This is a genomic window from Paenibacillus dendritiformis (assembly GCF_945605565.1).
GTDB lineage: Bacteria > Bacillota > Bacilli > Paenibacillales > Paenibacillaceae > Paenibacillus_B > Paenibacillus_B dendritiformis_A.
Genome location: NZ_OX216966.1, coordinates 6615001 through 6629501, shown reverse-complemented (window position 1 = coordinate 6629501; position 14501 = coordinate 6615001). Strand labels below are relative to the sequence as shown.

Below are 14501 nucleotides of genomic sequence, written 5' to 3'. Positions count from 1 at the left end.
ATGATCATCTGTAAGTCCGAAGTAGAATTAGGCTTCATGAGAGAAGCTGGGCGAATTGTAGCGGAAACGCATCGTCTTCTGGCCCAATCCATTAAGCCAGGGATCACGACTCGTGAACTCGATTCTATTGCAGAGACGTTCATTCGCAGCCAAGGGGCGACACCTTCGTTCAAAGGTTATAACGGATTTCCCGGCAGCATCTGCGTATCAGTCAACGAAGAACTGGTGCACGGCATTCCCGGCACACGCAAGTTAAACGAAGGCGACATCATCAGCATCGATATCGGTGCGGAATACCGTGGATACCATGGAGACTCGGCCTGGACCTATGGCGTCGGCACAATCTCGGAGACAGCCCGGCGGCTGCTCGAGGTTACGGAGCAATCGCTCTATGCAGGGCTCGCGCTGGTCAAGCCGGATACTCGTCTTTTCACGATATCCCATGCGATCCAGCGGGTAATCGAGGATGCAGGTTTTTCCGTCGTGCGAGAATACGTTGGGCACGGGATTGGAACGGATCTTCACGAAGAACCGCAAATCCCGAATTACGGGATTCCGGACCGCGGCCCGCGTCTCAAACCGGGCATGACGCTTGCGATAGAGCCGATGGTCATTGTCGGTGAGCGGTATGTCAAGACGCTCGCAGACAACTGGACGGTTGTGACGGCGGACGGAACGCTGTGCGCTCACTTCGAGCATACGGTAGCCGTAACGCCGGAAGGTTGCGAAATTTTGACGAAGCTGGTTGAGTAGGTGATGGACGATGAGTGAACAATCAACCCCTCGTCTCGGCCAATTCGTCAAGGTGCTTCGAGGTCGTGATGCGGGCAAGCTCGCAGTCATCATCGGCATTGAAGAATCGCGCTACGTCAATATAGCGGATGGGGACAAACGGAAGTTTGACCAGCCTAAGCGAAAAAACTTGCTTCATCTCGAGGTGCTACCCGAGATTAGCCATGAAGTTGTCCGAAGTTTACAGGAGAGCGGCCGGGTTACGAACAGTAAGCTCCGGTACGTCCTGACGAAATTTGCGGAAGAGTCAGCCGCTGCAGATGTTGAACAGAAAGGAGAATGACGTTGGCCAAGGAAGATGTAATTGAGGTGGAGGGCACGGTCATTGAGCCGTTGCCGAATGCAACGTTTCGAGTTGAGTTGGAGAACGGTCATCAAATTTTAGCCCATGTTTCCGGCAAGCTGCGGATGCACTTCATCCGTATTCTGACAGGGGACAAAGTGGTCGTGCAACTTTCGCCATACGATTTGAGCAAAGGTCGCATCACATATCGGAAGTAGCTTCCGGCCATCGCCGAGGAGCACTTGCATGCACTTGCAGACCGTCAGACGCGGGCTGGAGATACGGGTGCAACTTGATAACTAGGAGGTATTCAGCATGAAGGTAAGACCTTCTGTTAAGCCGATTTGCGAGAAATGCAAAGTCATTCGACGCAAAGGCAACGTTATGGTAATCTGTGAAAATCCGAAGCATAAACAAAAACAAGGATAAAAGAAGGGGGTGTAGCGTTAATGGCTCGTATAGCTGGTGTGGACTTGCCACGTGATAAACGCGTTGAGATCGCCTTAACATACATTTTCGGTATCGGAAAATCGACTTCTGAGAAAGTCATTGCGCAAGCAGGTGTGAACCCGGATACTCGCGTTCGCGATTTGACGGAAGACGAAGTGAACAAAATCCGTGAGGCGATTGACAAAAATGTTAAAGTAGAAGGTGACCTCCGCCGTGAGATCTCTTTGAACATCAAACGTTTGGTCGAAATCGGATGCTATCGCGGAATCCGCCATCGCCGCGGATTGCCTGTTCGTGGGCAACGTACGAAGACAAATGCTCGTACGCGTAAAGGCCCTCGTCGTACTGTAGCGAACAAGAAGAAGTAATAAGGGGGGATAACTAGCAATGGCTAAAGCGAAAAAAGTCGTACGCACAAAACGTCGTGACCGTAAAAATATTGAGAGTGGTGTGGCTCACATTCGTTCCACGTTCAACAACACGATCGTGACGATTACTGACCCGCACGGCAACGCAATCTCTTGGGCAAGCTCCGGGAACTTGGGCTACAAAGGTTCCCGTAAATCGACTCCGTTCGCTGCGCAAATGGCTGCGGAATCCGCTGCCAAAACGGCAATGGAACACGGCATGAAGTCGGTTGAGGTAATGGTTAAGGGCCCTGGCGCAGGTCGTGAAGCTGCCATCCGCTCCCTGCAAGCTGCAGGTTTGGAAGTCAGCATGATCAAAGACGTTACGCCAATCCCGCACAACGGCTGCCGCCCGCCAAAACGTCGTCGCGTATAATGATGGCACACCGATGCGTGTAGTATTAAGCTAGCGCCTGTTGGGAATAATGGTTGTTTAGGCATACTGCATGAATCGACCGACCGTAGGTGTTTGACGTTGATAAACGCCAGCGACGTTTGAAGGAGGGTTATACAGTGATTGAGATCGAAAAGCCGAAAATTGAGACCGTGGACGTCAATGAGGAAGGCACATACGGCAAATTTGTCGTAGAACCGCTGGAGCGAGGATACGGAACGACGCTAGGCAACTCCCTGCGCCGTATTCTGCTCTCCTCCTTGCCCGGTGCTGCGGTGACGTCCGTCCAAATCGACGGTGTCCTGCACGAGTTCTCGACGATTCCGGGAGTCTATGAAGACGTCACGGAAATTATCTTGAACTTGAAGGCCCTGTCGCTCAAAATCCACTCCGATGAAGAGAAAGTTCTCGAGATCGATGCGGATGGCGAAGGGATTGTAACGGCTGGCGATATTCGAGCGGACAGCGATGTGGAAATTTTGAACCCGGATCTCCGCATTGCAACTTTAGCGCAAGGTTCCAGACTCCATATGCGAATCTTCGCAAATCGTGGTCGTGGCTATGTGCAGGCTGACGGGAACAAACGGGAAGACCAACCGATTGGTGTGATCCCGGTTGACTCGATTTACACGCCGATCTCCCGCGTGAACTACAACGTGGAGAATACGCGTGTCGGCCAAGTGACGAACTACGACAAGTTAACCCTTGAAGTGTGGACGGATGGAAGCATTCGACCGGAAGAAGCGGTGAGCCTCGGTGCGAAGATTTTGACGGAGCACTTGATGCTGTTCGTCGGATTGACGGATGAAGCGAAAGACGCGGAAATTATGGTTGAAAAAGAGGAAGACAAAAAAGAGAAAGTGCTTGAGATGACAATCGAAGAGCTCGATCTCTCCGTTCGTTCCTACAACTGCTTGAAGCGTGCAGGCATCAATACGGTTCAAGAGCTGATTACGAAGACCGAAGAAGATATGATGAAGGTCCGGAACCTGGGCCGCAAATCTTTGGAGGAAGTTCAAGAGAAGCTCGAAGAACTCGGATTGGGCCTTCGCATGGAAGACTAACAGGAACTTGGCTTAGAAGGAGGGGAAATAGCAATGGCATACCAAAAGTTGGGTCGTGATTCCAGTGCCCGTAAAGCATTGTTCCGCGACTTGGTAACTGATTTGTTCTTGTATGAGCGCATTCAGACGACGGAAGCGAAAGCGAAAGAAGTTCGCTCCATCGCGGAGAAGCTCATTACGCTGGCGAAACGTGGGGATCTGCATGCTCGCCGTCAGGTGGCTGCATTCGTTCGCCGCGAGACTCTGAACGGAGAACAGGATGCAATCCAGAAGTTGTTCTCGGATATTGCTCCACGCTACACAGAACGTCCAGGCGGATACACCCGCATCATGAAATTGGGACCGCGCCGCGGCGATTCTGCGCCTATGGTGTACTTGGAACTGGTTGACCGCGCGTAAGTTCGCGGTCCTGTTTAGCGATACGATAACGACGCAGCAGCGGCGTGAAAGAAGGCTCCCATGAGGAGCTTTTCTTTTTAATCGCCTCGGGACGCGGTCGTCAGCGGACCAGGCACCCCGCTGCCATGCATGCGGTTCACCACGGAGGTGCTATATGCGTAACATTGGAATGCTGTTAAGCTATGACGGCACGGCATACAGCGGTTACCAGACGCAGCCGGGTCGGGATACGATACAAGGACGCATCGAAGAAGCGATTCACATGTTGACGAAGGAGCATGCGGCCGTTACGGCTTCCGGGCGTACGGATGCCGGCGTGCATGCGCTCGGGCAGGTGGTTAACTTCGCGACCGAGTCATCGATACCCATCGAACGTTGGTGTCCCGCGATGAACTCGCGTCTGCCCGATGACATTGTCATCCGGGATGCATGGGAAGCTCCCGAATCGTTCCATGCCCGATTCTCTGCGAAGCGCAAGACGTATCGTTATTCAATCCTGGCGGAGCGGACGCGTGATGTTTTCCGGCGCAATGTGGAATTCCATCATCCCGCACCGCTTGATATTGAGGCGATGCGGCAGGCGCTTCAGCACTTCGTCGGAGAGCATGACTTTACGTCAGTCGCATCGCCCAAATCACCGAAACTGACCAATGTGCGCACGATTTACGAGGCGCGGTTGGAGCATGAACCGAACGCGAACCATGAGCCCGGCCGGGGCCGGATTCATGTGTTCGTGACGGGGAACGGCTTCTTGTACAACATGGTACGCATCATTGCGGGCACCTTGATCTGGGTGGGCGAGGGCAAGTTCTCTCCTGATGATATTGTGCCCATTCTTGCAGCGAAAAACCGGGAGTCCGCAGGACCGACGGCAGTGCCCCACGGCCTGACGCTGTGGAGTGTGGAATATGACGGAGAAGACCGGATGGATCAGGCCGTCCCGGTTCTTGCCGAAGGGAAAAAAGACCTTGCATAATAGAACCGAATACGGTAAAATAACATCTGTGTTTCTTTAGGCTTTCCCACGGCCCCGCAAAGAAATCACGCTGCCCAAGGGCAGTTTTTGACAGATTTTTTTTTGACAGATCAAGAGAACGAACGTACTGAACGAATATACACACGAACTATCGTAACGATGGTAATCAATAATGATTGTGATATGCGACGCAGTGTGCCGTTCACACTGTATCGAAGGTCATCAGAGGAGGATGTTTCATGCGTACCACATATATGGCGAAGCCAGCTGAAGTTGAGCGCAAATGGTTCGTTATCGACGCAACTGGCAAGACACTTGGTCGCCTTGCTTCTGAAGCAGCGGCTCTTATCCGCGGCAAGCACAAGCCGACATTTACACCACATGTTGACGGCGGCGACTTCGTCGTTGTTATCAACGCGGAGAAAATCGTCTTGTCCGGCAATAAGCTGCAAGACAAGAAATACTATCGTCACTCCCTCTATCCAGGCGGTCTGAAAGTGACAAGCGCACAGGAAATGCTGAACAAGAAGCCTGAGCGTATGATTGAACTTGCGGTTCAAGGCATGCTGCCTAAGACGCGCATGGGCAACAAAATGAAGCTTCGCATCAAAGCATATGCCGGCGCAGAACACCCGCATCAAGCACAACAACCTGAAGTTTACGAACTTCGCGGATAATAGAAAGGGGAGGACAGTTTCATGGCACAAGTACAATACTATGGGACAGGTCGTCGCAAGCACTCGGTAGCACGTGTTCGTCTCGTACCGGGCGAAGGCCGCATCGTGATTAATAAACGTGACATTAATGAATACTTCGGTTTGGAAACGCTGAAGCTGATTGTGAAGCAGCCGCTGAACCTTACGGAGACTCTTGGCAAATATGATGTAATCGTATTGGCTCACGGAGGCGGAATCTCCGGACAAGCAGGAGCTATCCGTCACGGCATTTCCCGTGCGCTGCTGAAAGCCGATCCGGAACTGCGTTCTTCGCTGAAGAAAGCCGGATTCCTGACTCGTGATCCGCGCATGAAAGAACGTAAGAAATACGGCCTCAAAGCGGCTCGCCGCGCGCCTCAGTTCTCGAAGCGTTAAGAAGCCTGTTATATCAACGATTATCGCCCTTGGCCCTTGTTGGTCAGGGGCTTTTCATTTTTTCAGGAGGGCTACATGCTGCAAGCAGCGGATGTGGCGTTGGCCGCCGATTCCAATCAGGTCCTCCTTCCCGAAAGGCTGGTTTCATTGGATTGTTGCCGAATGGGCATGCAGAATGCCAGCAGTCCCTATTATTGAACCTCTGTGTCGCCTGAGACTCTAGTCGGAATCAACCCCTCTTTCCGTGCAGCGAAACAGTGGTTTTGTTATATATGCCGACCGGTGCATCCGTTATAATGAGAAGATGCAGTACTGCTCAATTCGGGTCTGGAAAACGTGCAAACAGGAGGAATGGCGATGGCATCACAAGAGACGACGGAGCGGCACTTGCTCTCGGCAAGCTCGAATTGTTCGCGGAGCGAAGAGACGTGCGCCAAAAGCGGTCTTGACTTCGATCCGGGCGTTCGGAATCGGGCCTATTGGCTGCATGTGCTGGAGCGATTGGCGACGCCAGTCTTGAAGGCGCTTGCAGAGCGGCGCTTGCAGCGGGATATGCCGCTGGAGAGCAGCGGGGACGGGCGCGGCCCGTACGCCGGGCTGGAGGCCTTCGGCCGCTTGATGGCCGGCATCGCGCCTTGGCTGGCTCTGACGGGCGGTCCCCCGGAGGAGGCGGATCTGCGAGAGCGAATGATGGGGTGGTATATGGAGGCGATCGATGCGGCCACCGCGCCGGATTCGCCGGACCGGCTGAACTTCAGCGAAGGGTATCAACCGCTGGTGGATGCGGCTTTTCTGGCTCAGGCGCTACTCAGGGCGCCAGAGGCATTGTGGCTGCCGCTCGGCGACAGGGTCCGCCGGCAGGTAGTTAACGCGCTGCGGGAGACGCGGCGCATCCGGCCGCATTATAACAATTGGCTGCTGTTCTCTGCGGCTATCGAAGCATTCCTGTACCAAGCGGGCGAAGCCGATTGGGATGCGATGCGGATCGATTACGCCTTGAAGCAGCACGAATCATGGTATGCGGGCGATGGCACATATGGGGACGGCCCGGCCTACCATGCCGACTATTACAACAGCTTCGTCATCCAGCCGATGATGGTGGATATGTTGACGGCGGTCGGCCATCTCTACCCGGACTGGGAACGCCTGAAGGCGGCGGTAGGGAAGAGGGCCAAGCGGCATGCCGGGCAATTGGAGCGGATGATCTCGCCGGAAGGGACCTTCCCGCCGCTCGGACGATCGCTCGCCTATCGATGCGGCGTATTCCACTTGTTGGCGCAGCTGGCCTGGCTGGATCAATTGCCTTCCTCCTTGTCCCCGGCGCAGGTGCGCTGCGGCTTGACGGCGGTCATGCAGCGCATGCTGGAGGCGGAAGGAACCTTCACCGCAGATGGGTGGCTGACCATCGGCTTCTGCGGCCATCAGCCAGGTATCGGTGAAGCCTACATATCTACGGGCAGCCTTTATTTATGCTCAACGGTATTGCTGCCGCTTGGCCTCACTCCCGATCATTCTTTCTGGCAAGGGGAGGAAGCCTGGACTTCGCGCAAGGCATGGTCCGGAGAACCGTTCCCCATTGATGAGGCAATAGCGGATTAGCGAGTAGGAGAATTTGTTTTAGAGAACCGAATGAACCTAGGAGATCGGGCTTGACGGCAAGCCCGATTTTTGTTGTCCGTGAACATTCACCTGGGGCAATGTCCCGGTATATGCTGTAACATCGAGACGTTGCAATATGCAGAAAAATAAATTGACAAAGATAGGAAAGGACTTATAATTAAATAAACAAAACATATTGAAAAACTCGGAATAATTCATGAGTGGAGGAGCGACACATGAATCTGTTGGAAAAGGAAGCGCTGGCACAAGAGAAGGCAGAGCAATTCGAGCATACGGCTCCGGAAGAACTGATTGCCTGGGCGGTCGAGACGTTTCCGAAATTGACCTTCGCATGCAGCTTCGGCGCGGAAGATGTTGTCCTGGTTGATATGCTGCAGCGCATCAGCCCGTCAACCGATATATTCTATTTGGATACCGATTTTCACTTCCGGGAGACCTATGAGACACGCGATCGGCTGAGCGAGCGCTACAATCTGGAGTTCGTCCGCGTCGCTCCGGCGCTCTCGCCCGAAGAGCAGGCCGAGCTGCACGGGGAAGCGCTGTGGGAACGAGAGCCGAATCTATGCTGCAATATACGGAAGGTCGAGCCGCTGACCGGCATTCTCGGGCAATATGATGCCTGGATTACCGGAATTCGCCGCGATCAGGCGCCAACCCGGGCTCATACCAAGAAGGTGGAGTATGATACGAAGTTCGGCCTGATGAAGTTCAATCCGCTTGCCGCGTGGACTTCCGAAGACGTATGGAACTACATTCGTTCGCATGACGTCGTGTACAATCCGCTGCATGATCTGAACTATCCCAGCATCGGCTGCAGCTACTGCACGCGTCAGGTGCGGCCTGGAGAAGATCCGCGCGCTGGGCGCTGGTCCGGAACCGGGAAGGTGGAATGCGGGCTTCATCAGTAACTAGCGAAGGGAGAACGAATTATGAGCACAATCTTACCGCATGGAGGCCACCTCATCTCCAGGCTCGTCCCGGAAGCGGAGGCCGGGCGAATCGAGCAGGAAGCTGCCGGCCTTCCCGCCATCCGAATCAACCGACGAACGCTGTCCGATGCCGATCTCATTGCCATAGGGGCATTTTCTCCCTTACAGGGCTTCATGAACGAAGAAGATTACCGTCACGTGGTGGAACGGATGAGACTCGCGAACGGCACGGTATGGAGCCTTCCGATTACGCTCCCGGTCGATGCGGAGACCGCAAGCGGGCTGCGCAACGGCGAGGAAGCGGCCCTCATAGGCGAAGAGGATGGCGTATTGTACGGGACGATCGAGGTGCAGAGCATCTTCGAGATCGATCCGTATCATGAGGCGGAGCAGGTGTTCCGCACAACGGATGCCGCTCACCCGGGCGTCCAGAAGCTGCTGGAGCGCCCGACGTTCTGTGTCGGCGGGAGCATTCGCTTGCTGCGCAGGCTGAAGCCGGAACGCTTCGGCGAGTATTACTTCGATCCGGCCGAGACGAGACAGATCTTCCGGGAACGCGGCTGGCGGACCGTCGTCGGCTTCCAGACCCGCAATCCGGTTCATCGGGCTCACGAGTACATCCAGAAGAGCGCGATGGAGATTGTAGACGCGCTGTTCCTCAATCCGCTCGTCGGCGAGACGAAGTCCGACGATGTGCCTGCGGATGTGCGCATGCGCAGTTATGTCAGTCTGCTGGAGCATTATTATCCGAGAGACCGGGTCTTTCTCGGCGTCTTCCCGGCCGCGATGCGGTACGCGGGTCCGAGAGAGGCGATTTTTCACGCCATTGTCCGCAAAAATTACGGCTGCACCCACTTCATCGTCGGCCGCGATCATGCCGGCGTAGGCGATTATTACGGCACTTATGACGCTCAGCATATTTTCCGTGAATTCGATCCGGAAGAGCTCGGCATCATGCCGCTCTTCTTCGAGCACAGCTTCTATTGCACCGCTTGCGGCAATATGGCATCCAGCAAGACATGCCCGCATCCGAAGGAGCGGCATGTCGCCTTGTCCGGGACGAAGGTGCGCGAGATGCTGCGGAACGGCATTTGTCCGCCGCCTGAATTTTCGCGTCCGGAAGTGGCCCGGATCTTGATCGAAGGCATGTCGGAGCCGGCGAATCAGAAGGCGTAGATCCGATCGCTCCAGCTTGCTATGGTTAGCTTAAATCGATGTATATTTGTCCACCTTGTCCCATATAGATGATTAGTGTCTGTATGGGAACGGAGGTGGACTTTTTGTATGATCAAATGGCCTGAGAAGCGTAGCAAAAAAACGTCAATTTTGTGGATATCCCTGCACAGCGTGCGTAAATGGCTCGTCAGCCTCTGCCTTGTGCTGGCCGTCATCGCCATCATGACCGCCGAGATGCCGGCTACGAAGACATGGACCTATTGGACAATACCGTTATCCGGGAAGGTCGTCGTCATTGATGCGGGCCATGGGGGGCCGGATGGCGGCGCGGTCAGCAAGCAAGGAGTGATTGAGAAAGATATCAATCTCTCTATCGCCTTATATTTGCGGGATTATTTGCAGCAGGCGGGAGCGATCGTCTTCATGACCCGGGAAGGGGACTACGATCTGGCGGCCCCGGACACCAAAGGGTATGCAAAGCGCAAAACAGAGGATTTGAAGCGGCGCGTTAGCTTCGTTCAGGAAAAGAAAGCGGACATTCTGATTAGTCTGCATATGAACAGCATTCCGTCGGGCAGGTGGAGCGGCGCCCAATCGTTCTATACGAAGCAGCACCCGGAGAGCGAGCGCCTGGCCAAATGGATTCAGTCCGAGATCCGGCGCAATCTCGAAAATACGGATCGGGTGGCCAAGCCGGTGGATCGGCGCTTGTATCTGATGGATCACGTCGAGATTCCGTCAGCGCTCGTCGAGGTGGGATTCCTCTCGAATCTGGAAGAATCCCGCAAGCTGGCGGATGAACAGTATCAGCGCAAGGTGGCCGCCTCGGTCTACAAAGGAATACTCCGCTTTATGGCAGGGGAAAACATTGGTAAATAGAGTTCCTATGATATAATAGACTACGTAACGAAGCGGCATGTCCGCCTGCTGACCTTGATAGAGACGAGGTGCCATCATGATCACGAAAGAAGATATTTTGCAAGCGCTGCATGGATTAACGGAGCCCGTGACAGGCCAGGATTTGACTCATATTCAATGGATTCGCGATCTGATGATCAAGCCGGGAGAAGTGAAGCTGACCGCTCTGATCGCTCCCCAGGCCGCGGATGCTGAAGCGCGCGAGCGGCTTACCCGCGAGATTCAGACCCGCTTGTCGCCGCTCGGTCTGGACGACGTCCATGTCCGCATCCGGCTGGCGACGGCGGCGGAGCTGCAAGCCATCGGCCTGCAGCCAGCCGAAGAGGCGTCGGGGCCAGGCGCCGAGCCGGCAGGGCATGGAGCCGGGATGGAGCGGCATCCGCTGCTGAATCCGGCTTCGGGCGTGGAATTCATCGCCGTCGCCAGCGGCAAGGGCGGCGTCGGCAAATCGACTGTCACCGTCAATCTGGCGGCGGCCCTTGCCCGGCTGGGCAAGCGAGTCGGACTCATCGATGCCGACATCTATGGCTTCAGCGTCCCGGATATGATGGGGATTGAAGACCGCCCGATCGTGCAGGACAACATGGTGATTCCGATTGAACGGTTCGGCGTCAAAGTGATGTCGATGGGCTTTTTCGTGGAAGACAATAGTCCGGTCGTATGGCGCGGTCCGATGCTGGGCAAAATGCTCCGCAATTTCTTCCAGGAAGTGGAGTGGGGCGAGCTCGATATCGTGCTGCTTGATCTCCCTCCGGGAACGGGCGATATCGCACTGGACATTCACCAGATGATCCCGAACAGCAAGGAGATTATCGTCACGACGCCTCATTCGACGGCTGCCTTCGTCGCAGCCCGGGCCGGTTCGATGGCGCTCCATACGAAGCATGACATCTTAGGCGTCGTTGAAAATATGGCTTATGTCGAGTGCGGGCAATGCGGAGACAAGCAGTACGTATTCGGCCGCGGAGGCGGGGGCAAGCTGGCGGAAGCGCTTCATGCCGATCTGCTCGCCCAGATTCCGCTCGGTTCGCCTGACAATCACCCGGCAGAGCCGGACTTCTCGCCTTCAGTGTACAAGGCGGATTCGGCTATCGGCAAGCTGTATACCGAGCTGGCCGAAGAAGTCGTTCGGCGTTTGTCCTGAATGGCCGGCATCATCGCTGAACACAAAAGGACTCCCATGCGGAGTCCTTTGCCATATGCCGGGGAGGGGAGGTCTATGAACCGGAGCTGCCGCCGCCGGATTCGCCTCCGCCCTCTTCTTTTCCGCCTCCGCCTCCACCACCGCCTTCTTGACCACCCTTGCCGCCTTCACCTTCCTGCTTTTTCTTCTTTTCTTCCGGCTGAAGCTCTTCCTTGACGACTTTGCTTAATAAATCCATGACTTCAAGCTTGAACAGCGGGCTGCCCATGGCATCTTTGACAAGCGTCATCATCTGCTTGCGATAGTCCGGGGTCTTCATCATCTCAAGGTAAGCCTTCGTCATATCGGGAGATTTCAGCATTTCGCCGAACGACTGCTGGTATGTCGGATCTTTAATTAACGCTTTATGGAGCTCCTTATTTTCTTTATTGACGGCTTTGGCGAATTCTCCGGCGAATTTGGGATCCTTCATAACCTCCTCGATCACCTTCTCATACTCGGGAGATACGAGCGTATCCTTCACTGCCGTACGAATCTGCTCCTGCTGCTGCATCGTCATCGCCTGCATCTGCATGCCGCCGCCAGATCCTCCGGATGACGCCGATTGAACGGCTTTTTGGCCTTCTTCGCTCTTGAGAATATCGATAACCATGCTTTTTAGTTCTTTATAATCCATGGTGCTCTGGGCAGCGGGCTGTTCGGCCCCGCAGCTGGTAAGAAGCAGCATCATAATGGCGCCAACCATCGCGAGACGGATAAATGATGTCTTCATGGCACGGCACTCCTTTCTGTCCCATTCATACCTTCACGCGTAGTATGGCAGGAGGAATTGTGAATTATGTTTGACAGTTATAGTTTTTTGCTGAGAACCTTGGTAAAATAATGAACATTGCGGAGGTGCAGCGCCTTGACGTTGAAAAAATGGTTTTACTTATTTTGGACCACGCTCCTTATCGGAGGCGGAATCACATTAGTGATGGGTCTGTCCCTGCAAATCATTCAGGGAGAGTTCCAAAATTTCAATGGCCCGATGGACGGGGTATTGAATGTAGTGCAGTTGATTTTGAGCGGCTTTACTGTAAGCGTATACTCGCAGATGGGCTTTTTCGCGTATCTTACGCTGAACTTCATTGCCATCGGATTGTTCAAAAAAACCTGGCCGTACATACAAGTGGTGCTCACCGTCATTGCTCTGCTGGATCTGATGTTCCTGCGCATGCTGCTTGCGGATAATACATCGCAGCGGGGCGGAGACGCGATGAACGATATTTTGCTTGGTGTGGCCGTGCTCGCAGTCGCCTTGATCGTCGGTTATTTTAAAGTCAAGGCAACCAACAGGACCGCATTCATTCCTACCTTATTCTTCATGATCGCCATTACGACGGTCGAGACGCTGTCCGCCTTGAATATTAGCGGGATCGCGACCTGGTACGTCTATCTGCCGCTCGCGGCATGCAACGCCTATCAGGTGCTCATGCTGAACCGTATATTGGGAACACCAAAAAGCTGACGGAATTCCGCCAGCTTTTTTTCATGCGGCAAGGCAAAGGTGCATATGCTACATTCCAACAGCCTTGTGCAGGTGCTCGCTCATCGTCGTCTTGTCCTCAATCGGCTTGCTCTTCATGTCGGTCTGCTGAATCAGCTCCGACACCGTGACGAATTCATATCCTTTGGCCCGCAGACTGTCAATGATGGTGGGGAGAGCGAGATGGGTCTGCTTGCATGAATCGCTGGCATGGAGCAAGACGATATCTCCGGGGTGGGCTTTGCCGACGACGCGTTTGACGATCGTATCGACGCCAGGGTTTTTCCAATCCAGTGAATCGGTATCCCATTGAATGACTTTGTAGTTCAGGTTGTCCGCGATTCGGAGCACCCGCTTGTCGAAATCGCCGTTCGGCATCCGGATCAGATTGGCGTCCTGACCGGTAACCTCCTTGAGAAGCTGATGGGCGGTCGTGATTTGCTTGCGAATCTCTTCATCGCTCAGGCTGCTGTAGTTGACGTGCTTATGGCCGTGACTTCCGATTTCATAACCGGCGCTCACCATTTTTTTCACAATATCGGGATGCGTCTTGCTCCAAGGGGATGACAGGAAGAACGTCGCTTTGTTCACTCCCTTTTCCTTCAGTATGTCAAGGATCGGCTCGGCCCGTTTGTCGCCCCAGCTAATATCGAAGGTCAGGGCAATGACTTTTTTGTCGGTCGGCACACTGTAAATCGCGGAAGGGTTGGATTCGGAAAAGACGGTAATGTTGTCGCTTTCCACATATACCACACCGGCGGCCAGCAGTGCGGCAGCAATGAGGAAAAAGACGCGTTTGATTTTTTTGCCGCTGAATACGTAAAAAGAACTCATGCAAGTGCGCTCCTCTCGTTACGATGAATAGGATACGGATCATAAGCTGCAAGCTTGTCACGCTTGTTTAGTACACTGTATGCTTGGGGTATTAAAATATGACAGCTCTTACCGGGCGGCAACCCGAATTCGATCGGCTGCAGTCGTCCGGCGCGGAGCGGGAAAGGGTAGAACTTATGTTGTCATTACGTTCATGGTGGAAGACATTGGCCGAATTGCGCTGGTATTTGCTTGCGTCCGTGCTGCTCTTCGCAGTTGGCTATGTGCTCGGGAACCGGCTTGATGTTCTGCAGAAGTTCGTGACCGATCAGTTGGCCGGTCTCGGACAGGTGAAGGAACAGCTGATGAAGGCGGAGAATCAGGAGCTGTCGTTCTTCGTATTCATCTTTTACAACAATGCGATCAAAGCGGTTATCATCATGTTTGCCGGGTTTCTGTTCGGGTTGCTTCCCGCTTTCTTTCTTGTGGTCAACGGGATGGTCATCGGTTTTCTCCT

At 54.2% G+C, this 14501-nt stretch carries 21 protein-coding genes (1 of these 21 running past the window's edge); 19 read left to right on the top strand and 2 right to left on the bottom strand.

Going from position 1 to position 14501, the window contains the following annotated elements; all coding sequences use genetic code 11:
* The 17 genes from map (at position 1) to NNL35_RS29750 (ending at position 11643) form a co-directional block, all read left to right on the top strand.
* On the top strand, positions 1-753 hold the full coding sequence (gene map, locus NNL35_RS29825) for a type I methionyl aminopeptidase (RefSeq protein WP_006676512.1): 753 nt from the start codon (positions 1-3) through the stop codon (positions 751-753).
* Positions 754-763: 10 nt separating this feature from the next.
* Complete coding sequence (locus NNL35_RS29820; protein ID WP_006676513.1) at positions 764-1075, top strand: KOW domain-containing RNA-binding protein; 312 nt, start codon at positions 764-766, stop codon at positions 1073-1075.
* 2 nt (positions 1076-1077) lie between these two features.
* A complete protein-coding gene (gene infA / locus NNL35_RS29815) occupies positions 1078-1293 on the top strand; it encodes a translation initiation factor IF-1 (RefSeq protein WP_006676514.1) in 216 nt (71 codons plus the stop codon).
* A 97-nt stretch (positions 1294-1390) separates the two neighbouring features.
* Positions 1391-1504: a 50S ribosomal protein L36 gene (gene rpmJ, locus NNL35_RS29810; protein WP_003333770.1), complete on the top strand. Its 114-nt coding sequence runs from the start codon at positions 1391-1393 to the stop codon at positions 1502-1504.
* Positions 1505-1524: 20 nt separating this feature from the next.
* Positions 1525-1893: a 30S ribosomal protein S13 gene (gene rpsM / locus NNL35_RS29805; protein ID WP_006676515.1), complete on the top strand. Its 369-nt coding sequence runs from the start codon at positions 1525-1527 to the stop codon at positions 1891-1893.
* Between the two features lie 19 nt (positions 1894-1912).
* Positions 1913-2308, top strand: coding sequence for a 30S ribosomal protein S11 (gene rpsK, locus NNL35_RS29800; protein WP_006676516.1), 396 nt, complete (start codon positions 1913-1915; stop codon positions 2306-2308).
* A gap of 137 nt (positions 2309-2445) precedes the next feature.
* Positions 2446-3390: a DNA-directed RNA polymerase subunit alpha gene (locus tag NNL35_RS29795; RefSeq protein WP_006676517.1), complete on the top strand. Its 945-nt coding sequence runs from the start codon at positions 2446-2448 to the stop codon at positions 3388-3390.
* A gap of 33 nt (positions 3391-3423) precedes the next feature.
* On the top strand, positions 3424-3789 hold the full coding sequence (gene rplQ / locus NNL35_RS29790) for a 50S ribosomal protein L17 (RefSeq protein ID WP_006676518.1): 366 nt from the start codon (positions 3424-3426) through the stop codon (positions 3787-3789).
* A gap of 154 nt (positions 3790-3943) precedes the next feature.
* Complete coding sequence (truA, locus tag NNL35_RS29785) at positions 3944-4765, top strand: tRNA pseudouridine(38-40) synthase TruA (protein ID WP_006676519.1); 822 nt, start codon at positions 3944-3946, stop codon at positions 4763-4765.
* Positions 4766-5004: 239 nt separating this feature from the next.
* Positions 5005-5442: a 50S ribosomal protein L13 gene (rplM, locus tag NNL35_RS29780; RefSeq protein ID WP_006676520.1), complete on the top strand. Its 438-nt coding sequence runs from the start codon at positions 5005-5007 to the stop codon at positions 5440-5442.
* 21 nt (positions 5443-5463) lie between these two features.
* Entirely contained in the window at positions 5464-5856 is a 393-nt protein-coding gene (rpsI, locus tag NNL35_RS29775) for a 30S ribosomal protein S9 (protein WP_006284382.1), read from the top strand.
* A 75-nt stretch (positions 5857-5931) separates the two neighbouring features.
* Positions 5932-6054 carry a hypothetical protein gene (locus NNL35_RS30505; RefSeq protein ID WP_274380378.1) on the top strand — a complete coding sequence of 41 codons (123 nt, stop codon included), beginning with the start codon at positions 5932-5934 and terminating at the stop codon, positions 6052-6054.
* Positions 6055-6213: 159 nt separating this feature from the next.
* Positions 6214-7455: a DUF2264 domain-containing protein gene (locus NNL35_RS29770; RefSeq protein ID WP_006676521.1), complete on the top strand. Its 1242-nt coding sequence runs from the start codon at positions 6214-6216 to the stop codon at positions 7453-7455.
* Between the two features lie 236 nt (positions 7456-7691).
* The gene (locus tag NNL35_RS29765; protein WP_006676522.1) at positions 7692-8384 is read left to right on the top strand and encodes a phosphoadenylyl-sulfate reductase; all 693 of its coding nucleotides are present in this window, start codon (positions 7692-7694) and stop codon (positions 8382-8384) included.
* A 21-nt stretch (positions 8385-8405) separates the two neighbouring features.
* Entirely contained in the window at positions 8406-9581 is a 1176-nt protein-coding gene (sat, locus tag NNL35_RS29760; RefSeq protein WP_254553961.1) for a sulfate adenylyltransferase, read from the top strand.
* Positions 9582-9689: 108 nt separating this feature from the next.
* Positions 9690-10460 (top strand): N-acetylmuramoyl-L-alanine amidase CwlD, encoded by a 771-nt coding sequence (gene cwlD / locus NNL35_RS29755; RefSeq protein WP_006676524.1) that lies wholly within the window; start codon positions 9690-9692, stop codon positions 10458-10460.
* Positions 10461-10536: 76 nt separating this feature from the next.
* Positions 10537-11643: an Mrp/NBP35 family ATP-binding protein gene (locus tag NNL35_RS29750; protein WP_006676525.1), complete on the top strand. Its 1107-nt coding sequence runs from the start codon at positions 10537-10539 to the stop codon at positions 11641-11643.
* Between the two features lie 73 nt (positions 11644-11716).
* Here the strand turns inward: NNL35_RS29750 and gerD are convergent, their stop codons facing one another.
* Complete coding sequence (gene gerD, locus NNL35_RS29745; RefSeq protein WP_006676526.1) at positions 11717-12415, bottom strand: spore germination lipoprotein GerD; 699 nt, start codon at positions 12413-12415, stop codon at positions 11717-11719.
* Between the two features lie 135 nt (positions 12416-12550).
* On the opposite strand from gerD, the gene NNL35_RS29740 reads away from it, so the two are divergent.
* A complete protein-coding gene (locus tag NNL35_RS29740) occupies positions 12551-13153 on the top strand; it encodes a KinB-signaling pathway activation protein (protein WP_006676527.1) in 603 nt (200 codons plus the stop codon).
* A 48-nt stretch (positions 13154-13201) separates the two neighbouring features.
* Here NNL35_RS29740 and pdaB read toward each other — a convergent pair whose 3' ends face one another.
* Positions 13202-14005 carry a polysaccharide deacetylase family sporulation protein PdaB gene (pdaB, locus tag NNL35_RS29735; RefSeq protein ID WP_006676528.1) on the bottom strand — a complete coding sequence of 268 codons (804 nt, stop codon included), beginning with the start codon at positions 14003-14005 and terminating at the stop codon, positions 13202-13204.
* Positions 14006-14181: 176 nt separating this feature from the next.
* Between pdaB and NNL35_RS29730 the strand changes: the two genes are divergently transcribed.
* Positions 14182-14501, top strand: partial view of a stage II sporulation protein M gene (locus NNL35_RS29730; protein WP_040730959.1) — the 5' portion only. It continues 286 nt past the right edge of the window; 320 of the gene's 606 nt are visible here — the first part of the coding sequence; it begins with the start codon at positions 14182-14184; its stop codon lies beyond the right edge, outside the window.